The 22,480-nt window shown below is 62.9% G+C and carries 22 protein-coding genes; 7 read left to right on the top strand and 15 right to left on the bottom strand.

Going from position 1 to position 22,480, the window contains the following annotated elements; translation table 11 throughout:
• Nucleotides 1-17: 17 nt before the first annotated feature.
• Both L4X63_RS20660 and L4X63_RS20655 read right to left on the bottom strand, forming a co-directional pair.
• On the bottom strand, nt 18-797 hold the full coding sequence (locus L4X63_RS20660) for a metal ABC transporter ATP-binding protein (protein ID WP_250680559.1): 780 nt from the start codon (nt 795-797) through the stop codon (nt 18-20).
• Nucleotides 794-1,228 carry a Fur family transcriptional regulator gene (locus tag L4X63_RS20655; RefSeq protein ID WP_250680558.1) on the bottom strand — a complete coding sequence of 145 codons (435 nt, stop codon included), beginning with the start codon at nt 1,226-1,228 and terminating at the stop codon, nt 794-796. The genes L4X63_RS20660 and L4X63_RS20655 overlap by 4 nt, the downstream gene beginning before the upstream one ends.
• 299 nt (nt 1,229-1,527) lie before the next feature.
• On the opposite strand from L4X63_RS20655, the gene L4X63_RS20650 reads away from it, so the two are divergent.
• The gene (locus L4X63_RS20650) at nt 1,528-2,253 is read left to right on the top strand and encodes a PilZ-like domain-containing protein (protein ID WP_284694749.1); all 726 of its coding nucleotides are present in this window, start codon (nt 1,528-1,530) and stop codon (nt 2,251-2,253) included.
• A 68-nt stretch (nt 2,254-2,321) separates the two neighbouring features.
• Here the strand turns inward: L4X63_RS20650 and cobD are convergent, their stop codons facing one another.
• The 13 genes from cobD to L4X63_RS20585 form a co-directional block, all read right to left on the bottom strand.
• Nucleotides 2,322-3,413: a threonine-phosphate decarboxylase CobD gene (cobD, locus tag L4X63_RS20645; RefSeq protein ID WP_250680556.1), complete on the bottom strand. Its 1,092-nt coding sequence runs from the start codon at nt 3,411-3,413 to the stop codon at nt 2,322-2,324.
• Between the two features lie 6 nt (nt 3,414-3,419).
• Entirely contained in the window at nt 3,420-4,391 is a 972-nt protein-coding gene (gene cbiB / locus L4X63_RS20640; RefSeq protein ID WP_250680555.1) for an adenosylcobinamide-phosphate synthase CbiB, read from the bottom strand.
• A 133-nt stretch (nt 4,392-4,524) separates the two neighbouring features.
• The gene (locus tag L4X63_RS20635; RefSeq protein WP_250680554.1) at nt 4,525-6,921 is read right to left on the bottom strand and encodes a cobyric acid synthase; all 2,397 of its coding nucleotides are present in this window, start codon (nt 6,919-6,921) and stop codon (nt 4,525-4,527) included.
• A 111-nt stretch (nt 6,922-7,032) separates the two neighbouring features.
• Nucleotides 7,033-8,088 carry a cobalt-precorrin 5A hydrolase gene (locus L4X63_RS20630; protein ID WP_250680553.1) on the bottom strand — a complete coding sequence of 352 codons (1,056 nt, stop codon included), beginning with the start codon at nt 8,086-8,088 and terminating at the stop codon, nt 7,033-7,035.
• A gap of 73 nt (nt 8,089-8,161) precedes the next feature.
• Nucleotides 8,162-8,950, bottom strand: coding sequence for a precorrin-4 C(11)-methyltransferase (cobM, locus tag L4X63_RS20625; protein WP_250680552.1), 789 nt, complete (start codon nt 8,948-8,950; stop codon nt 8,162-8,164).
• A gap of 137 nt (nt 8,951-9,087) precedes the next feature.
• Nucleotides 9,088-9,798: a precorrin-2 C(20)-methyltransferase gene (gene cobI / locus L4X63_RS20620; RefSeq protein WP_250680551.1), complete on the bottom strand. Its 711-nt coding sequence runs from the start codon at nt 9,796-9,798 to the stop codon at nt 9,088-9,090.
• Nucleotides 9,798-11,015, bottom strand: a complete 1,218-nt coding sequence (gene cbiE, locus L4X63_RS20615; protein ID WP_250680550.1) for a precorrin-6y C5,15-methyltransferase (decarboxylating) subunit CbiE — start codon at nt 11,013-11,015, stop codon at nt 9,798-9,800. Before cbiE ends, cobI begins: the two co-directional genes overlap by 1 nt.
• A gap of 129 nt (nt 11,016-11,144) precedes the next feature.
• On the bottom strand, nt 11,145-12,227 hold the full coding sequence (locus tag L4X63_RS20610; RefSeq protein ID WP_250680549.1) for a cobalt-precorrin-5B (C(1))-methyltransferase: 1,083 nt from the start codon (nt 12,225-12,227) through the stop codon (nt 11,145-11,147).
• A gap of 197 nt (nt 12,228-12,424) precedes the next feature.
• A complete protein-coding gene (locus tag L4X63_RS20605) occupies nt 12,425-13,075 on the bottom strand; it encodes a precorrin-8X methylmutase (protein ID WP_250680548.1) in 651 nt (216 codons plus the stop codon).
• Complete coding sequence (locus tag L4X63_RS20600) at nt 13,075-13,458, bottom strand: sirohydrochlorin chelatase (RefSeq protein WP_250680547.1); 384 nt, start codon at nt 13,456-13,458, stop codon at nt 13,075-13,077. The genes L4X63_RS20605 and L4X63_RS20600 overlap by 1 nt, the downstream gene beginning before the upstream one ends.
• 22 nt (nt 13,459-13,480) lie before the next feature.
• On the bottom strand, nt 13,481-14,770 hold the full coding sequence (locus L4X63_RS20595) for a M16 family metallopeptidase (RefSeq protein WP_250680546.1): 1,290 nt from the start codon (nt 14,768-14,770) through the stop codon (nt 13,481-13,483).
• Nucleotides 14,771-14,786: 16 nt separating this feature from the next.
• On the bottom strand, nt 14,787-15,245 hold the full coding sequence (locus tag L4X63_RS20590; RefSeq protein WP_250680545.1) for a YqaA family protein: 459 nt from the start codon (nt 15,243-15,245) through the stop codon (nt 14,787-14,789).
• Between the two features lie 32 nt (nt 15,246-15,277).
• A complete protein-coding gene (locus L4X63_RS20585; protein WP_250680544.1) occupies nt 15,278-15,523 on the bottom strand; it encodes a hypothetical protein in 246 nt (81 codons plus the stop codon).
• A 69-nt stretch (nt 15,524-15,592) separates the two neighbouring features.
• Here L4X63_RS20585 and aroF point away from each other — a divergent pair, with 69 nt between their 5' ends.
• The 6 genes from aroF (at nt 15,593) to L4X63_RS20555 (ending at nt 22,306) form a co-directional block, all read left to right on the top strand.
• Complete coding sequence (gene aroF / locus L4X63_RS20580) at nt 15,593-16,612, top strand: 3-deoxy-7-phosphoheptulonate synthase (RefSeq protein ID WP_250680543.1); 1,020 nt, start codon at nt 15,593-15,595, stop codon at nt 16,610-16,612.
• Between the two features lie 206 nt (nt 16,613-16,818).
• Nucleotides 16,819-17,319, top strand: coding sequence for a hypothetical protein (locus L4X63_RS20575; protein ID WP_250680542.1), 501 nt, complete (start codon nt 16,819-16,821; stop codon nt 17,317-17,319).
• A 291-nt stretch (nt 17,320-17,610) separates the two neighbouring features.
• A complete protein-coding gene (locus L4X63_RS20570; RefSeq protein ID WP_502799932.1) occupies nt 17,611-19,989 on the top strand; it encodes a peptidase U32 family protein in 2,379 nt (792 codons plus the stop codon).
• A 139-nt stretch (nt 19,990-20,128) separates the two neighbouring features.
• Nucleotides 20,129-20,686 (top strand): hypothetical protein, encoded by a 558-nt coding sequence (locus L4X63_RS20565; protein ID WP_250680540.1) that lies wholly within the window; start codon nt 20,129-20,131, stop codon nt 20,684-20,686.
• Entirely contained in the window at nt 20,683-21,567 is an 885-nt protein-coding gene (gene hslO, locus L4X63_RS20560; RefSeq protein WP_250680539.1) for an Hsp33 family molecular chaperone HslO, read from the top strand. Before L4X63_RS20565 ends, hslO begins: the two co-directional genes overlap by 4 nt.
• A 61-nt stretch (nt 21,568-21,628) precedes the next feature.
• Nucleotides 21,629-22,306 (top strand): cyclase family protein, encoded by a 678-nt coding sequence (locus tag L4X63_RS20555; protein WP_250680538.1) that lies wholly within the window; start codon nt 21,629-21,631, stop codon nt 22,304-22,306.
• Nucleotides 22,307-22,480 lie beyond the last annotated feature (174 nt).

The following is a 22,480-nucleotide window of genomic DNA, read 5'->3' as shown; positions in this document are numbered from 1 at the left end:
ATCCCAGAGGGCGGAACCTAGTGCCGGTGGCAGACCAGGTGCTGCCCGTGCTCCCCGAAGAACCCGGTCATCTCCGGGGAAGTGCAGAACTCGTCGAAACTCCCGTAGAAGATGATCTTCTTGTCCAGGTAGAGAAGATGGGAGGCGTACTTGCCGATGGTCGCGGTGTCGTGGGTGACCAGCAGCACGGTCGATTTCTTCTCCTGGTTCATCTCGAAGATCAGCTTGTAGAAGCTCTCCCTGGTTTCCGGGTCGAGCGCGGTGGTCGGTTCGTCCATGACCAGCAGCTCCGGCTCGTTCACGAGCGCCCGCGCCAGGAGGACCCGCTGCCGCAATCCGCCCGACAGCTCGCCGATCATGGCGCCGCGGATTCCGGAGATCCCCATCCACTCCATGGTCCGCTCGACGGCGAGGGTGTCCTCGCGGTTGAAGCGCTTGGGAAACTTCTTGGCGGAGAGACGGCCGAGCCTGATGACCTCCTCCACCTTGGCCGGGAAATGCGGGTTGAAAAACTGGAGCCCCTGCGGCAGGTAGCCGATCCGCTCCCACTCCTTGAAGGCCCCCTGCGGGGTCCCCAGAATGGAGATATCTCCCTTGAGCGGGGGAAGAAGCCCCAGGATGACCTTGATCATGGTGCTCTTCCCCGACCCGTTGGGGCCGCAGATGCCGATGTAGTCGCCGGCCCGGACGCTGAAGGAGATATCCTTCAGCACCTCGGTCCCGTGGTAGCCCGCCGTTAGGTGCTCGACCGAAAGGACGGCCTGGTCGCGCCCCGAGGGCGCCGGTGACGATGTCATTTGTTCTCTCCCTTTTCCAGGCACCCGCCGCACAGCCCGTTCAACTGCAGGATGTGCGAGAGAACCTTCCCTCCCGTCTTCCCGCTCACCTCGCGCTCCAGTGCCTCGATCCCGCAGGAGGGGATATCCTCCACCTTGCGGCAGTTGAGGCAGACGAAGTGATGGTGGTGTTCGCGGTTGCCGCAGAAAAAGTAATACAGCTGCCGGTTCGGGTGGATCACCTTGGTGATCACCCCGCTGGCCGCCAGCTCCTCGAGGTTACGGTAAACGGTGGGGAGGCCGAGCCGCTCGAAGCGGTCGCGAAGCCGCTTCCAAAGCTCTTCCGGGCTTGCGAAGGAGCTCTCGCCGTCGAGCATGTCGAGAATGGCGAGCCGCTTGGGGGTGGCCTTCATGCCGGCCTGCTTGAGAGCCTGGACGTGGCGCTGGTCCATCGGGCGCTCCTAAATGGAAATGATTTCGTTTTAGAATAGCCACGGGGGACGCAAAGTCAAGGAATATATGTCCGCCAGATGACGGTGGCGGCGAGGAAATTTCCGTGAAATAACTGAGAGGTTGAACGGACCAGGATGCCTCAGAAAATATCTCGTTGAAATAAGGCTGCAGGAGGTGTATATCACTAGCAATTTTATGGCACTAATGAATGCAGCGGCGGTTGGCTTCGCGCTTGCATTCTGACGGTACTCAAGCAGACTTATTTACTGTCATTTAATTCATTGATGGGCGGCGGGACATGGAAAAGGAACCCTGCAACTATAGGGACTACTTTCACCCGGGGCAGCGTGCTGTCGTCGAAGTGAACGTAGAAGGCGGCAAGGTATTCAACGACGGTGCCGTCGTCACCGCTGTGGAAGAAGGTCACATCGGCCTTCGCCTTAGCTGGGACAAGGTACCCATCGGCGCGCAACTCCACCGCGAGGCCCCGCTGGTGGTGCGGGTCGGAGGGATGGGATACGGCTACAGCTGCAAGGTCGTCCTGCTCGATGACGCGAGCGAAGAGCTGAGGGCGGGCTTCGCCGGCCCGGTGGTCCCCGAGGACAGCCGGGAGTTTTTCCGGCTGGGAACCGAGATTCCGGTGGTGCTCTTCAACGTGACCGCCGGGACCGCCGAGGAGAACGGGTTCGGCGGTTTGCGGGTGGCCGGCAAGGGTGGCGTTCCGCGCATCGTGAACATCAGCGGCGGCGGGTTACGGACGGAGACCGAGATGGCCATGGCCATGGGAGACATCGTCTACGCCACCTTCCATCTTCCGCTGACCGAGCCGAAAGTGGTCCCGGTGGTGGCCCAGGTAGTCCACAGCGAGGTGGTGGAACGGGACGACGTATCGGTGGTAAGCTCCGGACTCTCCTTCATGCACATCAACGAGCGCGACCGCGACGCCATCGTCCGCTACGTCTGCAAGGAAGAGATCAACCGGATCAGGAACTGCCGCAAGCAGATGCGCGACATGGCCGACTAGGCCACAACAAATATCAATAATAAAAAGGGAAAGCCGGGGAGCATCACGCTCACCCGGCTTTCCCTTTTTTAGTACCTTTTGGAGAGAAACGTCCCGATCCCCTCCAGCAGCTTCAAGTTCTCCTCCCTCAGCCTGACCGCGACCCGGAAGAACCGCCCGTCCAGCCCCTCGAAATTCGCACAATCCCGGATCAGGATACCGCGCGGCATGAGGTACCCGCGGAGATCCTTAGCGGTGCCACCCGAGAGAATCTCTGCCAGCAGATAGTTGGCGGCGCCAGGGTAGACCCGCAGTTGCGGATACCGCGCGAGTTCCCCGGCCAAAAAGGCGCGTTCCCCGGCAACCAGCTTCCTGGTCCGGGTGCGGTAATCCTCATCCGCCAGCGAGGCCACCCCCGCCACCTGGGCGGCGGTGTTGACGCTCCAGGGATCCTGGAGGGCAGCAAGCGACGCGATAGTCTCGGCGGCACCGAGGGCATAGCCAAGCCGCAGCCCCGGGATGGCGAAGAACTTGGTCATGGAGCGGAGAAGAAGCACGTTGGGGACGCCGCGGACCAGTTCCTTGGCAGACGCCTCCTCGCAAAAGTCCATGAAAGCTTCGTCAAGAGCCAGGAAGGTGCCGCTGGCCCGGCAGAGCCGGATGACATCCCAGATCGTTTCGGCCGGGGTGAGAATTCCGGTGGGATTGGCGGGGTTGCAAAGAAAGAGGAGGTCGTAGCCGAGGGCAAGCCTTTCCTTGAGCCTGGCGGCGTCAAGGGCGAAACCGTCCTCCTTCGTGAGATGGAAGTATTCGATCTCCCAACCGGCGCGCTCCAAGGCCGCCGCATACTCGGCAAAGGCCGGGGCGACGATCAGCGCACGTTTCCCCGCCCCTGCCACCAGCCGCGGGAGAAGGTGGATCAGCTCCGTCGAGCCGTTACCCACCGCCACCTCTTCGGGGGCAAGCCCGTGATAGGAGGCAATCCGCTCTTTCAGCTCTACCGCCCCCTTGTCCGGATAGTGCAGCAGGTTCGGCAAAGAGGCAGCCAGGGCGCTCGCCACGCCGGGAGCCATCCCGAGCGGATTGATACTGGCGGAAAAGTCCAGTATCGCCTCCGGGGGAAGTCCGAGGGACCGGGCGATGGCGAAGATGTTGCCTCCATGTTCGTGAGGAGCGGACATAAGAACCTACTGCGCTGGGGTGAGGATGGACGGCACGCGGATCAACAGCCACAAGCCGACGAGTAAAAGTTCACTGCAGTACATCAGCCTGACGACGCCGGCATAGGTGGCGATGGAAAGCGGAACAATCGCATCTCCGATGGACGGCTTCTCCACGATCCTACCGAAGTAGCGGTTGGCACCTCCCAGCCGGACCTGCAAGGCCCCGGCGGCGGCCGATTCCGGGAAGCCGCTGTTGGGCGACGAATGGTTCCTGCGGTCCCGGCGCATGATGCGCCAGGCGCCTTTTCCGCTCAACCCGCAAAGCGGCGCCGCGGCCACCATGAGCAGCGCAGTGAGCCGGGCCGGGAGATAATTGGCCAGGTCGTCGAAGCGGGCCGACGCCCAGCCGAGCTCGAGGTACCGGTCGTTCTTGTACCCCACCATCGAGTCGAGCGTGTTGACCGCCTTATAGGCCAGGGCCAGCGCCGGTCCGCCCAGCATCAGGTAGAAGAGCGGAGCGATGACGCCGTCGCCGGTATTTTCCGCTACCGTCTCCACGGCCCCCCGCACGACCTCGGGCTCGTCGAGCTCCGCAGTCTCCCGCCCGACGATGTAGGAGAGCGCCACCCGTGCACCGGGGAGGTCGTTAGCACAAAGGGCCTTGGCGACTTTGGCCGATTCCACGTGCAGCGAACGGGCGGCCAGGGTGACCCATGAGAGATAGAGGGCGGCCACGAAGCCGGAAACCGGCGAGACGAGGTACGCCGCCTTCAGAATCAGCGCCGCCAGGAGGTAGGTGGTCGCGACGGTGACCACAAGGAGAAGGATTCCCGCCACCCTGAGGTTGCCGAAGCTCTTCCTGAGCCGGGCCTCCAGAAACGAGATCAGGCGCCCGATCCCGACCACCGGGTGCGGGAGGCAGCGCGGGTCCCCCAGCAGGAGGTCGAGGGCAACCGCGGCGAGGACCAGGGCAATCTCGGGGGGAAGATGCTCCATCAGCGGCACCCAGCGGAAGCGGCGTCAGTAGCCGCGACGGCAGGAACGGGCCGGGGAAATCCCCCCTGTCCCCCCTTCGCAAAGGGGGGGACGTTGGACCACCTGTTCGCAACCTTGTCGGGACGCCCGCCGGTCATGCAGGGTGAGAGGGCGCCAGGCCGCAGATGGAGAAGATCTTGTCCATGTCCAGGTGCAACTCGAGATGGGCCGCGAGGGCGTCGAAGGGATCGGCCGCGACGGCAGCGGCCGAACGCTCAGGCATTCCCTTGGCGCGGCGGACGCGGTTCAGGAGGGAGCTCCGGAAGGCGTCATTGTCGAAGATGCCATGCAGGTAGGTGCCGAAAACCCTTCCGTCGCAGGAAACGGCGCCGTCGGCAACGTCTGCGGCCTTCCCCGAGCGTTTCACGATACGGGCGAAGGGGCGGGAACCGGCGCCCAGCTCGGTCTCTCCCATGTGGATTTCGTAACCGGTCAGGAAAGGGGAAGAGCCGTCGGCCATCACCCCTTCGGCTAAAAGCTCGGCCTCAGCCAGGTGAGTCTGTTTCTCTCCCAGCATGGTGGTCTTAACGTCGAGCAGTCCCAAACCCGGCATTTCCGTCAGCTCCGACTCCACTTTCAGGGGATCGAGGACCACGCTTCCCAGCATCTGGTAACCGCCGCAGATACCGGCCACCGGACCGGCGAAGGATCGGATGGCGTCGGCAAGGCCGCTCTCCCGCAGGAACTTCAGGTCGGCAAGGGTCGATTTCGTTCCCGGCAGCACGAGGAGGTCGAGCCCCGCGACCGCCGTGGGCGATTCGAGGTAGGTGACGGAAACGTCCTCTTCGCGCTCGAGCGCGCTGAAGTCGGTGTAGTTGGAGATCCGCGGCAGGCGCACCACGCCGACCCGCACCTTTTCGCCGCCGGAAGCCGGTAAGTGCGAGGCGGGCTTTCGCTGGAGGGCCACGCTGTCCTCTTCGGGAATAGCCGGTCCGCGGTACCAGGGAACGACACCCAGCACCGGGATCCCGGTCCGCGCCTCCACCAGCTCGATACCCGACTTGAGCAGCGAAGCATCGCCACGGAACTTGTTGATGACGACCCCTTTCACCATGGCCTTCTCTTCCGGGGTCAACAGCTCGATGGTCCCCACGATCTGGGCGAAGACGCCGCCGCGATCGATATCGGCGATCAGGATGACGGGAGCCCCTGCCATGCCGGCGATCTTGAGGTTGGCGATGTCGTGGGCGCGCAGGTTGATCTCGGCGATGCTCCCCGCCCCTTCGATCACCACGAACGAGTAGGCATCGTGCAGCCTCCCGTAGCTTTCCCGGACCTTGACCAGGGCTTCCGGCTTGTAGGCGTTGTACTCCTTCACCCCCATATTGCGGACCACCCGCCCCTGGACGATGACCTGGCTTCCGGTCTCCGAGTTCGGCTTCAGGAGGACGGGGTTCATGTCGGTGTGGGGATCGATTCCGCACGCCTCGGCCTGCACCGCCTGGGCGCGCCCGATCTCGCCCCCCTCGGGAGTGACCGCCGAGTTGAGCGCCATGTTCTGGGACTTGAACGGTGCCACGGAAATGCCGCGCCGCTTGAGGATGCGGCAAAAGCCCGCGGTGATCACCGATTTACCGACGTCCGATCCGGTGCCGCAGAACATGAGGGAACGGGGAGCGTCTTCTTTCTGGACGCGGGCGTCTCCGCCCTCGCAAGCACAGTTGCACCCGCTCTCGCACGCGCTCTCACTTGCCTGCTCGGGCGCCCCCGCAGGCCCCTTGCCGGGGATGCGGCCGCGGCTCGCGTAACCGCGCGGGGTAAGGATCCGGCCATCGTGGGAGATGCGGGTCGACGCGTTGCCGATGATGACGATGGAGAACATATCGATGGGATGGGTGAGCATCTCGCCCAAGGTGGTGACGGTACAGGCTTCGCCGTCGCGGCAGGCATTTCTCACGATGCCGACCGGAACCTGCGGGCCGCGCGCGGCGATCAGGATCTCGGCCGCTTCCTCGATCTGGGTGACCCGCCCCTTGGAGCGGGGGTTATAGAGGGCCACCACGAAATCGGCCTCGGCCGCCGCGCGAAGGCGGGCGCGGATCTTTTCGATCGGGGTCATCAGGTCGGAGAGGGAGATCACCGCGAAGTCGTGCATGAGGGGGGCGCCCAGCACGGATGCCGCTGCCTGCACTGCCGAAACACCCGGGACCACCACGATCTCCACCCCGCGAAGGGGAGAGGCGGGGTCGGCCTCGGCCGCGTCCGCGAGCTCGAGAGCGAGCCCGGCCATGCCGTAGATACCGGCATCGCCGCTGGAGATGAGGGAGACCGTCTTGCCGGTGGCAGCGATGGAAAGCGCCTGCGAGCAGCGCTCCACCTCACGCATCATGCCGGAGGAGACGACCTCCTTGCCGGGGAGGAGGGTATCGATGAAATCGAGATAGGTCTGGTAACCGACGATGACGTCGGAGCGTTCGATCGCCTCCCGAGCCTCGAAGGTCATATGGTTCAGCCCACCCGGGCCGATACCGACTACAAAAAGCTTGGACATCAAAACCTCGTTACGTTAGATCTTCTGCTCCACAAGCAGGCTGGAAGGGCAACTCTCCCCTCCCCCCTTAAAACTTCCCCCACCCCCTTACCCCCTAGGGGGGGCCGTACTTCAGGGGCAGTTAGGCATTTCAGCGATGGACAGGGTGACGTTGCCGTCCTTCACCTTTTTCATCAGCAGCGCCCCGCCGCCGGAGGCGAGGAGAGCGGCGGGCTCCGCTACGCCGGTAGCACCGATGGCGCTCATGGCATGCTCCGAAGGGGGAGAAGGGACGACCACGGAGTTGAGCCGGTCGCTTCCATAGAAGCAAAGCGGCAGTGAGCTCTTTTCCGCAAAGGAGAGCAGCCCAGCCTCATCCCGCTTCGCCTCCGCCGTGGCGAGGCAGGCAACACTTTTCATTGAAAGCCCTTGCCGCTCGAGATGTCTCGCCACTACCGACTCGATCTCCTCACAGGAGGTGCCGCGGTTGCAACCGATCCCCAGGCAGAGGTTACGGGGACGGAGCACCAGGAGCGGAGCGTCCCGATGGGATGGCGGGAGGGTCTTGTTGGTGACCAGCAGGAAACCGCTCGCCCCGCTGGCCAGGGCCTCCGCCTGGCCGGGATGGAAGGAGAGCTTGCCGCGGCCGGCGAAATACCTCTTCACCTCGCCGCCGTGATCGGCCACGGCGATCTCTTTACCTTCCAACAGGAGGGCGTTCAGGCTCTTCACCCGGGAGAGGTCCTCGATCTGCCACCCCTTTTCCTTGGCCAGCATATCGAAGGAAGGAAGCCCGTTGGCGTCGGTGGCGGTGGTGATGACCGGAGTGCTGCCGCAGAGTTCGCCGCAACGGACGGCGAGGGCGTTGGCCCCGCCGAGGTGGCCGGAGAGAAGGGAGATGGCGAAGGTACCGGCATCGTCCATCACCACCACCGCGGGGTCGCGATCCTTCCCTTCGAGATGAGGAGCGATGGAACGGACGACGATGCCGGTGGCCATGATGAAGATGAGCCCGTCGTACTCACGCCAGATCCGCTCGACCAAGGGGGCGACGCCGCCGGTAAAGGGTTTGGCGGCGCCGGCTGCGTGCTTTTCTATGGCGAAGAGGTCGCTGCCGGGGAAGGCTTGCCGGAGGGTTTCTCCAAGAAGGACACCGTTGGCGGTTATGGCAATGATGGCTATAGGCATATGTTGGCCACCCTCTCCGCCAAGGGGGGCGAGGGTAACGTCTCGCCCTTCAGGGGAAGGAGGGGGGGAGGTCTCAGGTGACGATTCCCTTCCGGGAGCCGTGGGTGAAATTGGGATCGTAGAGCTGGGACTTGGCCGTCATCCCCTCCCTGCGGGCGGCCAGCACGTCGCCCACCAGGATCAGCGCCTGCTTCTTGATCCCGGCCTCCTTGACCTTGTCGGCGATATCGGAAAGGGTGCCGGAAATCACCAGCTCGTCCGGCCAGGAAGCGCGCGCCACCACCGCCACCGGGGTGGCCAGGGTGTAGGCACCGGCGAGAAGCTCCTTTACCACGGTCTCCACCATGGAGACCGACAGGTAGATGACCATGGTGGCGCCGATCCGGGCCACCTCGCTCAGTTTTTCCCGATCGGGCACGGGGGTCCGCCCGGCGATACGGGTGATGATGACGGTCTGGGAAACCTCGGGAAGGGTCAGCTCCTGCTTCAAGGTGGCCGCGGCGGCGAAAGCGCTGGTCACTCCAGGGACGACTTCGTAGGGAACCCCGGCCTTGTCGAGCTCCTCCATCTGCTCCTGGATGGCGCCGTAAATGGAAGGGTCACCGGTGTGGAGACGGACCACCTTTTCGCCGTCGGCGATGGCCTGGACGAGGATCTCGGTGGTTTGGACCAGGTCCATCCCCGCCGAGTCGTAGGCCCGGGCGGCGGGGGCGTAATGCCTCACCAGCTCCCAGTCCACGAGGCTCCCCGCGTACACCACCACGTTGCACTCGCGCAGCAGGCGGGCGCCCTTCACGGTGATGAGCTCGGCGTCGCCGGGGCCGGCTCCTACAAAATAGACTTTGTTCGGTTGGTCGGTCATGGTGGCACCTTTGAAAGTTGACCCCATCCTCACCCCGCCCCTTTATTGAAGGGGAGGAAGAGGAGAACAAAGGGGGTGAGTGTGAAATTCGAGCGGCGCGCTCAAGATGGTAGAGGGGGGCGCCCCCGCTTCGGTGGCTAGATCGGTTGCTTGCGCACGATGAGCATGGAGAGGTAATCGAGCTTCTTGCCAACCAGCGAAGCCAGGTCGAAATGGACCTCCTCCTCGGCGGAGCCCACCCGGCGGACGAAGACGCTTCCCTTCTCCAGCCCCATCTCCTTCAGCACGTCGTAGATCCGGTCGAAAACCCGGTTCACCTTCATCAGCACGACGATATCGAACTGTTCCAGCGTACGGGTCAGCTCATCCTTTTCGTAGGTGGCGGGGAGGATGGCGATCCGTTCCGGCCCCAGCCCCAGGGGGACCCCCGAAACGGCGGAGGACGCGAGGATGCTGGAGATGCCGGGGACGATCTCGATCTTTATCTCGGGGTACTTGGCGAGCAGGATCCGGTGGATGTACAGGTAGGTCGAATAAAGGAACGGGTCTCCGATGGTGATGAAGGCGACGTCCTTACCCTGCGCAACCCGCTGCGCCACCTGGTCGGCGGCCTCTTCCCAGAACGGGTCCAGCCCTTTCTGGTCCTTCAGCATGGGGAAGAGCTGGACCAGCACCTCCTGGCGGCTGCGGTCGATGAACTCTTCCACGATGGAGAGCGCGTAGCTTCCCCCCTCGGCAGCACCGGTGGGGGCACAGATGACGTCCACGCTCCTCAAGATCCGTTCCGCTTTCCTCGTCAACAGCTCCGGGTCGCCCGGTCCAACGCCAACCGCGTAAATTACCGCCACTACTCCTCCCCTTTCCAGGCGGTGATCACGTAGACCGGGTTGTGGGCGGCGAACATCTTGTACTCGGTAAGGCTGCGGGTCTTGGAGATGTTGACGCAGGTAACCTCAACAGTGTAGCCGTGGTCTTCGAGAAACTCCACCGACTTGGTCAAGGTATCGAGGGTGACCGCGTTGAGGACGATGAATCCTTCCGGCTTCAACCGCTTGTCGACCGCCTCGATGATCTCCTCGAGCATCCCGCCGGAGCCGCCGATGAAGACGCGGTCCGGGTCCGGGAGATCGTCCAGCCCTTCGGGGGCAAAGGCCTCGGTGACGATCACGTTGCGGGCGACGAACTTCTTGAGGTTTTCCTTAAGGAAGACGAGGTACTGGGGATTCTTCTCCAGGGCGAAGATGCGGCCGTTGGGCATGAGGTTCCCGGCCTCGATGGAGACCGAGCCGCTCCCGGCGCCGATATCCCACATGACGAGGTCGTCCTGGAGCTGCAGCTTGGCCAGGGTGATGGCGCGGACCTCTTCCTTGGTGATCAGCTTTTTGGCGGTGGCGAATTCGTCGTCCCGGATGCCGATCATCGGGTAGTTCTGGAGGTTCGGCTCCCAAGTCTTGATCAGGATCAGGATATTGAGGGGAGAGCAGGTGATCTCGGTTAAGCCCCGCACGTCGGTCTTGGTGAACTTCTCGCTCTCCAGCCCCAGGTCCTCGCAGACCCACGCCTCATACCCTTCGGCGCCCCGCTTGATCAGCTCGCGGGCGAGGACGGCGGGGGTGTTGACGCTATCGGTCAGGATGGCGATCTTTTCGGAGGCGATGATGCGGTCCAGGGCGGGCTTGATGCCGCGGCCATGCACCGAGACGAAGGTGGCGTCGTCCCACGGCTCCTTGATGCGCGCGAAGGCGTACTGGACGCTGGTGACGTTGGGGTAGATGACGATCCGCTCTTTGGGGAGGTTCCGGAGGAGGAAACGGGCCACCCCGAAGAAGTTGGGGTCGCCGGAGCCGAGCACCACGGTGTGGCGGTCGGTCGACTTGAGGTATTCGAGGGTGATGGAGAGGTCGCCCAACTCGCGCTTTTCCCCCTTGAACTCGGGGAAGATGTCCAGCAGGCGCTTGTGGCCGATCAGCACTTCGGCGGAGTCGATCACCTCGAGGGCCTGCTTGCTGAAGCCTTCCCACCCCTCGATGCCGGCGCCGACCAGATAGATCTTCTGTTGAGACATAGCCCGCTCCTTCTCCATTCAAACAGCAAAATTCCAGCCTAGGCTCTCCCCCCTTTGACAAAGGGGGACTTCGAATCCCTCGCCGAGATTCTTCGATCACCGTTTACCAAGGAGGAGTTACTGCCCAGTCTACCCGAAGTAGAGCTTCTCCCCCTGGTAGCCGGCCAGGAAGATACGCACCGGGAGTCCCGGGGCCACCGTCTCGCAGGTCTCGGCCGCCTTCCGGCAAACCAGGTCGATCAGCCCCTGGCTGAACCCGGACTCCTCCAAAAGGTGCCGCGCGGTATTCGCCTCGCGGGCCAGCGGCTCCAGGTGCTTAAGGCCCGGGCTCTCCTTCAGCCAGCCGGCCACCTGGGCGAGATCGAGCTCTGCCGAGGAGACGTGGGTCTGCCGGTGTCCGCAGGCGATCTTCACGAGCTTGGCGAACTGCCCCGCCACCACCACGTTGGGTACCTTTCTCAAGTGGCAGCTCTCCAGCGAGTAGCCGAAGTGGTCCCCCATCATGACGAAGGATTCCTCCTTCAGATGGATGCCGTTGTCGCGGAGGTGCAGCTGGGCGGCAAGCTCGGAGCTTCTCCCGGTGGAGAGGACCACCGTGTCGGAACCGCAGGCGAGCGCAACGTTGACCGAGGTATCGACAGTGGCAGTCCAGGCTTCGGTGGAGATCGGCTTCACGATCCCGGTAGTTCCCAGGATGGAAAGCCCTCCGACGATGCCGAGCCGCTCGTTGATGGTCTTTTTGGCGAGCTCCTCGCCGTTGGGGATGCTGATCGTGATGGTGATCGTGGCGGGGACGCAGCGAAGGGCGAAGACTTCCTTCACCACCTCCATGATCATCCGGCGCGGGACCGGGTTAATCGCCCACTCCCCTACCTTGAGGGCGAGTCCGGGCTTGGTGACCCGGCCGATGCCGACTCCCCCCTGGATGAGAATCCGGTGCTTGGTGAAGAGATCGATCTCGACCGTCGCGTGGACGTGGCAGCCGTTGGTCACGTCCGGGTCGTCACCGGCGTCCTTTACGACGTAGCACGTCGCGCCCTTGCCGGTAAGCCGGCAGCCGTGCAGGGGAAAGCGCGCCGTGTCGCCCGAGGGGAGATGGAGATCCACCTCGTCGATCAGCGTCTGATCCCGCAGCATCTGGGCCGCCCCTTTTACCGCGGCGGCCGCGCATGAGCCGGTTGTGAAGCCGTATTTCAGAGTCTTACCGTTCATCAGGCTCATCCGGTCCAGACTGGTGGCATTACAATCGACTTTTCAGCATCAAAACCATCAACATGACTGGCACCAATTTACCGCCAGCCCCTGTTCCAAGCCTCCCCCCTTTGAAAAAGGGGGGCCGGGGGGGCTTTTCCCGGCTGCTACCACTGAAAATCCCCCTAAATCCCCCTTTTCAAAGGGGGACTTCACCGCTAATTGTCGCTCGCTGCGGCGGCCTCGATGAGGATGGCGTTCATCACCGCGGCGGCGACGTTGGAGCCACCCTTTCTGCCACGGTTGGTGATGAACGGGAGATCCGGCATCTCGACGGCCAGAGCCCTCAGCGCATCCTTGCTCTCGGCGGCGCCGACGAAGCCTACCGGAAGGGCCACCACGAGACGGGGACGGACCCCATCCTCGCGCACCAGCCTGATCAGTTCGAAAAGGGCGGTGGGAGCGTTGCCGATCACGAAGATCCCGTTGCCGGCATCCCTGGCCGCCGTGCGCATGGCGACGATGGAGCGGGTGATCCCCTTCTCCTTCGCCTCGCGGGCGACCTCCGGGTCGGCCACCAGGCAGTTTCCCTGCACGCCGAAGCGCGCGAGCCGCTGCTTGTTGATCCCGGAGAGGATCATGGTGGTGTCGCTCACGATGCCGCACCCAGCCTTCAGGGCCGCGATCCCCGAGGCGACGGCATTGCCGGAGATCTGCATGGAGACGGCGTAATCGAAATCCGCGCTGGTGTGGATGGCGCGCCGCACGATCGGCCACTCGAGAACCGACCAGTGGTGCGGGCCGACCTCCTCCTCGATGATCCTGAACGACTCCGCCTCGATCTCTTCGGGGCGCAGGTGTACCGACATCAGTACCACCTCTCCTCGGTCAGCGTCTCGGCGATCCGCTCCACCACGATCTCGGCGAGCTTCGGGTGTGCCCCGAGGTGCCTGCCGAGCACCATCTGGATGCCGGGGTGGCGCTGCTGGGCGACTTCCATCTCCTCCGGGAGGTCCTCCTGGACGTGGGCGCCCATATAAAGGAAATACGGGACCATCAGGATGCGCTTGGCACCCTGGGCCACGCAGTTATCGATCCCCATCTGGATGTTGGGAAGGTGCTGCTCACGGAAGGCCACTTCCACGATGTCGTACTTGGTCATATCCTTGACCATGGCAGCGATGTCGCGGGCGGCATCGTTGGCCTCCGCAATCCTCGATCCATGGGCCAAAAGCAGTATAGCAGTGTTCATTTACGCTCCAACGTCTCGGGTATTACCACCCCTTCTTATACTCTTTGATCAACTTCTCCACCGCCCGTTTCGCCCCGGCCTTCCAGGGCCCCACCGCCACCAGGTTCACGTTGGCCGGCTGGAAGAGCGCGTGGCAGGTCTCGCGGATGGCGGCGGCATCGATGGCAGCGGCCTCGATGCGGTCCTCCTCGAGGGTGCGGACCATGCCCATCAGCTCGCCCCAGCCGTAGCGGACCTGCATCTCGTAGGTGGAGTCCGCGCTGTATTCCAGGTCGTAGAAGTATCCTTCCTTCACCCTGGAAAGTTCCGCCTCATCCATGTCGACGAAGGCGAGGGTCTTCACCTCGCTCAGCACCTCGGAGACCGCCAGCACCAGGTTTTCCGGAGCGGTGGCAAGCTCGATGGCGAAGGCGCCGGTCTCTTCGTAGGCCGAAAGCGAAGCGTCCACCGAGTAGACGATGCCCAGCTTCTCACGCAGGGTGAGATGGAGGCGGGAGGTGCCGCCACCGCAGAGGATCCGGCGGATCAGCCGCAGGGCCATCAGGCGCCGGTCGGGCCGTGCGAATCCCCGGAAGGCGATCTGAAGGTTGACCTGGCTGTCGCTGTCCTTCACGAAGAGCGAGCGGGGTTCATCCTGCTGGTCGGACGCCGGGACCGGTGCAGGAGGCGGGCCCCCTTGCCACCCGGCGAAGCTTTCCTCGCACGCGGCGAAGAACTCCCCGGTATCGTGCCTTCCCGCCGCCACGATGAGGGCGTTACCCGGCACGTAGAAGGTGGCGAGGTACTCGCGCAGGTCCTCCCCGGTGATCCCCTTGATCGAGTCGAGGTAGCCGATGGTCGGCGTGCCGAGGGGGTGCCCCGGCCAGAGGAGCTTGCTCGCGAGGTTCCCGGGGTTGGTCTCCTCCCCCCGTTCGTTGATGTCCTCGAGGGCCTCCTCGGTGATGATCCGCTTCTCGATCTCGATCCCGGCCAGGGTCGGGTGAAGGAGCATCGACGAGAAGAGCTTCACCCCCGTGCCCATATGCTGCGGATGTACCCGCGAGAAGTAGCAGGTGGTCTCCTCGTCCGTGGCCGCGTTGACGCTCCCGCCGATCGCTTCGAAGGCGATCTCCAGCTCCAGGCTGGAGGCGAACTCGGCCGAGCCACGAAACAGCATGTGTTCGAGAAAGTGGGAGATTCCCGACTTGCCGGCGGTGTCGTTGCGGCCACCGGCCTTGATGTAGATGGCAATCTCCGCCGTGTGCAAGTGCGGCATCCGGACCGAAACCAGCCGCAACCCATTGGGGAGAACCTTACTCGTGCAACTGAGCATTAACTGTATACTCCGTTCAGGCCCCTACCTTCGCCCCAAGCCCGATGGTCATCCAGGCCACCGCCGCATAGCGGGCGAGCTTACCGGAGGCGACCAGCAGCGTGAAGCGCAGGAAGCCGACCCGCAGCACCCCTCCCACCAGGCAGAGCGGGTCCCCGATCACCGGGAGGAAGCTTAACAGAAGCGAATAGGAGCCGAACCGTTGATAGAATCGTTCGGCCTTTTGGGTGCTCTGCTCGTCCATCCTGAGCACCCTGACCTTGAGAAAGTCCCCGCCGTAGAGCCCGATCCAGTAAGTGGAGAGCGCGCCGAGGTAGTTGCCGGCGGTGGCCACGGCCACCACCTTAAGCGGATCGTAGTGTGCCAGCAGCATGGCAACCAGCAACCACTCCGACCCGAGCGGGATCAGTGTGGAGGCGAGGAAACTCAGCAGGAACAGCGAGTAATAGCCATAGCCGGCAAACCAGTCGTGCATTCCGGCCAAATTAACGGAAAGCCTGGGCGTTGTCAAACAACTTGAATCACATAGCGGGGAGTTTTTTCTTGACATGTCTTCACCAAACTGGCAAAAGGGGAGCCATGATCAAGACCAGCTATTTTTCCTTTTTTAACTTTTACTTTTGGTGCGGCTTTTATTTTAGGCCGTCTCCCCGGGTAGAGGTTTGATTTAGGAAGCTGATCTAAACCAAACAAACCGAAAGCCGGGGTGGACAGGATCCTCCCCCCTTTTATGGTTTGTATGAGAGATAACACGATAACAGGGCCGGGGGGATATCCTTCCGGCCCTTTCGCTTTTCGGGAATCCCCCAGGAGGAAGCGAAGATGATCGTGGTAATGAAAGCCGGCGCAGCGAAGAAGGAGAGGGACGAAGTAACCAAGCGGATCAAGGAGTTGGGCTACACCCCGCACCTCATTCGCGGCACCACCCGCGACGTCATCGGTGCGGTAGGCGACGAGCGCGGCAAGAGCGTTCTGCAGAGCATCGAGTCGATGCAGGGGGTCGAGAGCGTGGTCCCCATCCTCCAGCCGTACAAGCTCGCCTCGCTGGAAGTGAAGAAGGCACCGAGCGTCGTCAGGATCTCCGACACCCTTTCCATCGGCGGCAAGGAGCTGGTGGTGATGGCGGGTCCCTGTTCGGTGGAGAGCGAGCAGCAGATCATCGAGTCCGCCCAGGCGGTCAAAGCCTCCGGCGCCCAGATGCTGCGCGGCGGCGCCTTCAAGCCCCGCACCTCCCCCTACTCCTTCCAGGGCCTCGAAGAGGAAGGGCTGAAGCTCCTCGCCAAGGCACGCGATCTCACCGGGCTTCCCTTCGTCACCGAGGTCATCGACCCCGAGTCCGTCGACCTCGTCGCCTCCTACGCCGACATGCTCCAGATCGGCGCCCGCAACGCCCAGAACTTCGCCCTCCTGAAAAAGGTCGGTCAGATCAACAAGCCGATCCTCTTGAAGCGCGGCATGTCGATGACCATCCAGGAGTTCCTGATGAGCGCCGAGTACATCATGAGCGAAGGGAACCAGTCGGTCATCCTCTGCGAGCGCGGCATCCGGACCTTCGAGACCGCCACCCGCAACACCCTCGACCTCTCCGCCATCCCGGTCCTCAAGTCGAAGACCCACCTCCCGGTGGTGATCGACCCCTCCCATGCAACCGGCAACTACCACTACATCGCGCCGATGTCCTACGCCGCCGTCGCCGCCGGGGCCGACGGCCTGATCATCGAGGTCCATCCCGACCCCGAGCGCGCCTCCTCCGACGGCCCGCAGTCGCTCAAGCCGAAGAAGTTCGACGCCCTCATGGAGAAGCTGAAACTCTTCGCCGCCGCCGCAGACAAGACGCTGTAAGATGACGCCGCAATAGCTCCCGGCCTCCGGGCACCGCCAGGTGCCTCTCCGACTCCCCTCCCCCCTGGAGGGGGAGGGTCAGGGTGGGGGGGAGGCCGGCTTCGGCACTCCGTTGACACCTCCCTCAAGGGGAGGGGGGATCAGAGGAGTGGCGAATCCGGGACCGCATGTTAAGCTTCCTCTAACCTAAAGAGAGGAGGTGCACGATGCGCCGACTTCCGATCCTGGCTATCCTGGTAGTGGTACTCCTGACGGTTTTCACCGCCCTTCCCGCCGATGCCCGCAAGAGCAGACGCGCCCAGATCTCGACGGCCGCGCCGTCCGAGCAGGAAATCCTCCGCGACTTCGAGGCCATCCTCGACCTCTGGCGGGACGGGAGGTACAACGAGCTCTTCGAGCGCACCGCATTGAACAGGCAAAGCCGCGAGGAGTTCGGAAAGACCATGGCCTCCGCCCCGCGGCGCCCCACCTGCTGCTGGGACAAGATGCAGGACGCCCGGGTCACCGTTACCAACAACCGCGCCGCCATGGTCAGGGCCCGCCTCGGCTTCGACAGGAGCGTCCCCGGCACCGAGTACGTCACCAAGGGAGTGAAGCTGAAAAAAGAAGGGGACGTCTGGGTGATCTCCCAATCGGAGCTCTACTCGCTGGCAAACCTCAGGAAGAGACAGCCCCGCTACAAGTATCTGCCGATCCAGCCCAAGTAAAGCCACCCCACAGACCGCCTGGGTCATCGCATAAAGCTCCAGGTTGTGTAACAACGATCCCGTCGCTTAGCCAACTACTCCCTCCCCTTCAAGGGGAGGGGCGGGGTAAGGATGGGGGCTGGAGTAGTCCAAGGCGAGAGAGTCTTTCTCTTGCAGTGACTTTTTCTTTGGCCTGAGCGGAAAATTCGTGTATTCTCCCCCCAAACAAGACCTAAAGAGTCTCTTTCAAGAAATCTCTTAGAGATATACTTCTACTTGACCCACGTTTCGCCTTCCGGTACTCTTAGCCGCATGTCACTAGATCAGAAATTGTCACTGTCTCGAAAGCCTGAACTTCTTTCCCCCGCAGGTTCTCTCGAAGCGTTTTTCGCCGCCATGGAAAAAGGGGCCGATGCAGTCTATGCCGGCCTGAGGGAGTTCTCTGCCCGCGCCAAGGCAAAGAACTTCACCCTTTCCCAGATGGAGCGGATGAATGCCTATGCCCACCACCACGGCAAAAAGGTTTACGTCACTCTCAATACCCTCGTCAAAGAGAACGAGCTTCCCCAACTGATAGATTCCCTCGCCGCCCTTGAGAGTATGCGGGTCGACGGGGTGATCCTGCAGGACCTTGCGGTCGCCCGCCTGGCCAGGGAATACTTCCCCGGCATCCCGCTCCACGCCTCCACCCAGATGACCATCCACAATTCCCTGGGGGTGCGGCAGCTGGAGGAGCTCGGCTTCGAGCGGGTGGTGCTTGCGCGCGAGCTGCACATCGACGAGATCAAGACCATCGTGGCCGCGAGCCGCGCCGAGATCGAGTGCTTCATCCACGGCGCCCTCTGCTTCTCCATCTCCGGGCAGTGCTTCTTCTCCTCCTTCCTGGGGGGGCACAGCGGCAACCGCGGACGCTGCGCGCAGCCGTGCCGGCGCCAGTACAAGCACAAGGGGAAGGAAGGGTACTACCTCTCCACCAACGACTTCTCCAGTATCGAGATGGTTCCCGAGCTCGTGCAGGCGGGGGTTGCCTCCCTCAAGGTGGAAGGAAGGATGAAGTCCGCCGAGTACGTGGCGAGCGTGATCGGGGCCTACCGGATGGTGCTCGACGCCGATCCCTCCTCGTACCCGCAGGCGGTGGCCGAGGCGAAGTCGCTCTTGAAGCTCTCCTTCGGCAGGGTCCCCACCAAGGGGTTCCTCGCCTCCACTAACCCGACCGACATCTCCACCCCCTCCATCAAGGGGGCTACCGGCCGCTACCTGGGTGACATCCGCGAGATCAAGGGGAACCGGATCAGCTTCGATACCCGCGACCGCCTCCACGTGGGGGACCGGATCAGGATCCAGCCCAAGACCGACATGGCCGGGCGCGCCTTCACGTTGAAGGACCTCTACCTCGGCGGGAAGAGCGTGATGAACGTCAAGGAGAGCACCATGGTCTCCACGACCTCCCCCTTCCCGTTCAAGCTCGGCGACTCGGTCTTCAAGGTCTCCTCCGAGACCGCCTTCACCATGAGCGAGAACGCCTGCCTGAAAAGGCTCGACTCGGTGAAGGGAGACAGCATCCCCTGCAAGCTCACCCTCTCCCACCACGGCCAATCGCTCAGGATCGAGGCCGACGTCCTCGGCGCCCGCTTCGATGCCGAATACGAGCTCGGAGAGCTGGAGCCTTCCCGTTCGAGCGATATGGAAGGGGTGCTGCGGGCCCAGTTCTCCCGCTGCGGCGAGACCCCCTTCGTACTGGCCAGACTCGATGCTCCCGGCTTCCCCTCCGTCATGATCCCCCCTCCCCGTTTGAAGGAGATCCGGCGCACTTTTTATGCGTGGCTCGCGGAACAGGCGCTGGGGGCACTGAAGAAGAGAAGCGGGCAGGGGCGCGAGGCGGCGCTGGCGTCGCTCGTGAAGAGCCGTCCGGTCTCCTCCAAGGGGAAGGACGAGCTGACCGTCAAGGTCGAGCATTTGAAGGAGTGGCACGAGCTGCACAACGACCTGGTGGACGTCATCGACGTGCCGGTCTCCCGGGCTAACATGCACCAGCTGCCGCAGTTCGCCCGCAAGCTCAAAGGGTCCGAGCAGAAGGTGCTCTGGCAGCTTCCCTTCATGATCTTCGAATCGGAGATCCCCTTCTTCAAGGAGGCCATCGGCGCCATCCTGAGGAGCGGCTTCAAACGCTTCGAGCTCACCAACCTTTCGCAGTTCCAGCTCTTCAAGGGTACCGGCGCCGAGCTTTCCACCGATTACCGGCTCTTCTCGCTCAACACCCAGGCCCTTCTGTCCTGGCAGGAGCTGGGAGCGGTGCGGAGCACGCTCTACATCGAGGACGACCGCGACAACATCTCCAAGCTTTTGGCCGCCGACCTGAAAATCAGGAGAAGCGCCATCGTCTACGCGCCCGTTCCGGTCATTACCTCCAAGATCGCCATCAAGGAGATCAAGGGGGAGGCGCCGCTTTCCTCGGACCGGGGCGATCTGTACCCGGTCAAAGTCAAGGACCACCTGACCGTGGTGAGCGCCCAGACGCCGTTTTCGCTCATCCAGTACCGGAACGAGCTTCGCCAGCTCGGCTGCAGCTCCTTCATACTCGACCTCACCCAGCTCCCCCCGGAGGAGCACGTCAGGGTGATCGAGGCCTTCCGGAAGGGAGCGTCGCTTCCCGGCACCTCCGAGTTCAATTACACCGCCGGTCTCGTCTAGCAACTCCTTTCCCCTCCCCTGGAGGGAGGGGGGCTGGGGGTGGGGGAAGCCTCCACGAAGTAAGATGCAGGTACCGATGCCGAGGATAACGCCTAGCTATTGCAGCAAATGTTATGATGGCCGTTAGGAGTGCATTGAAATGAGTATCCTCGACAAGATCACCGGCCGGCTCCAGGAGAAGATCGGCAATCCTATCCTCGCCGACCTGGTAAAGGACCAGAACCTCAAGGACCTGTTAGTCAAACGGGAGTTTCGGATCACCCAGCAGTATCTGCAACGGGAAGTCTTTGACAAAGCCGTGGATGACGAGCTTCCGGAAATCTCCATCACTGTCATGGACGGCTTCGCCGAGATAGCCGGGAAGTTCAAAAAACGGCTCATTCCGTTCGCCATCCCCTTCTCTGCCGTCTTCACCATCCACAGCATGGAGTTCACCACCGCCCGCAAAAACGTCGTCCTGAAACTTGAGCGGGTCGCACCGGTTGACATTGACTGGTTAACGAGAAAAATTGTTGAACGGGTTCCCTATCTGAGCTGTCTCGGCGACCTCGTTGTCTGTGACCTCAACAAGGTGCCGAAGCTTGCCCATCTCTTTGGCTACCGCGTCAAAGGGATCAGCCCCTGGGACTACGTGACTCTGAAAGATTTGCAGCTAAAGGAGAAAGAGATTATTGGCAAAGTGGGGGTGGTACTATGACTGATTATTTGGTGCGGGTGATATCCAAGTCCGGCAGCGTGCGGGGCCTGGCCTGCGTCACCACTGGACTGGTGAACGACATCTGCAAACGCCATGGCACACTTCCCACCGCCACCGCCGCTCTTGGACGCGCACTGACCGGGGGGACCCTGATGGGGGCCATGCTGAAGACCGGCCAACGCGTCGCCATGCGCTTCGAAGGAAACGGCCCCCTCAAGAAGATCATCGTCGAGGCCGACAGCAACGGCACCGTGCGCGGCTATACCGGCGATCCCAACGTCCATCTCCTGCGTCCCGACGGCAAGCTGGACGTTGCCGGAGCCATCGGCAAGGCAGGCTTTCTCACCGTGGCCAAGGACCTGGGGCTCAAGGAGCCCTACCGCGGGACCGTCCAGCTCTACTCGAGCCAGATCGCCCAGGATCTCGCCTTCTACCTGGTGGAGTCCGAGCAGATTCCTTCCGCCGTCGGCCTCTCCGAATTCCTCGAGATCGACGGCACGGTGACCGCTGCCGGCGGATTCCTGCTCCAGGCCGTGCCGCCGGTGGATCCCGAGGTCATCGAGACGCTGATGAAGCGGGTCGAGGAGCTTCCCCCGCTGAGCGAAATGCTCCACGAGGGAGCCACGCCGGAAGAGATCCTCGCCCGGATCTTCCCCCCCGAGATCCCCTACGACGTTCTTGAGAAGCGGGAACTGGCCTTTGCCTGCAGCTGCGGCCGGGAACGGATCGAGCGGGTCCTGATGTCGCTGGGGAAAAAGGAACTCGCCTCCATGCGCCGCGACCAGCACGGGGCCGAGGTGACCTGCGAATTCTGCGGCGAGCACTATCGCTTCAACGAGGCCGATCTCGACCGGCTGGCCAACGAGGTGGATCAGGAATAAAAAGACGGGTCGGGTATACTTGATCCGGAAATGCCATACCTTTCATGACAGGGAGGTTCAGATGCGTATCTACGATATCACCATCCCCCTCTCCGAGGAGCTCCCAGTCTATCCCGGCGACTTCCCCGTGGTCATCGCTCCCTGGACCAGCATCGCCGACGGCGATTCCGCCAACATTGCCCGCATCACCATCTGCAGTCACAGCGGCACCCACATCGACAGCCCCCGCCATTTCGTCGAAGGAGGGCTCACCGTCGACCAAATTCCCATGGAGCGCCTGATCGGCAAAGCCAAGGTGGTCGAGATCGCCGGCGTCGCCGAGATCGGCCAGCGGGAGCTGGAACGCCTGCCGGTGCGGGGAGTCGAGAGGCTCCTTTTGAAGACCGCCAACGCCGGGCTTTGGAAGGACCGCAGTTTCAAGGACAGCTTCGTCGCCCTCGCCCAGGACGGCGCCGACTACCTGGTCGAGATCGGCGTCAAAATGGTCGGCATCGATTACCTCTCCATCGAGCGCTCCGACGGCGATGGCGGTGTCCATCGGGTGCTGCTCGAGCACGACGTCCTGATCGTGGAAGGACTGAACCTGGTGGATGTCCCGCCGGGCGATTACGAGCTCATCTGCCTCCCGTTGAAGGTCAAGAATGGAGACGGAGCCCCGGTCCGCGCCATCCTGCGCGGCGGCGCCGACCACCCCGGCCAGGAATTCGATCCCCATTCCACGAAGTGGCCCCTCTCCTGACCGCTCACCCTTGCCTCAAGTTCCCCTCCCCTTGAGGGAGGGGGGCAGGGGGTGGGGGAAGCCACCACGAAGAAACGATAGATGCCCACGCGGAACGCCGGACTGACAGGGCAGAGGCAAAAAAAGAGGTGGCCCCGACTACGGGTGCCACCTCTTTTCACTTACAACCAAGGT

The sequence above is a fragment of the Geomonas sp. Red32 genome, from assembly GCF_023652955.1.
GTDB lineage: Bacteria > Desulfobacterota > Desulfuromonadia > Geobacterales > Geobacteraceae > Geomonas.
Note: the sequence above shows the minus strand (reverse complement) of the source record. Positions and strands in the feature narration are given on the sequence as shown.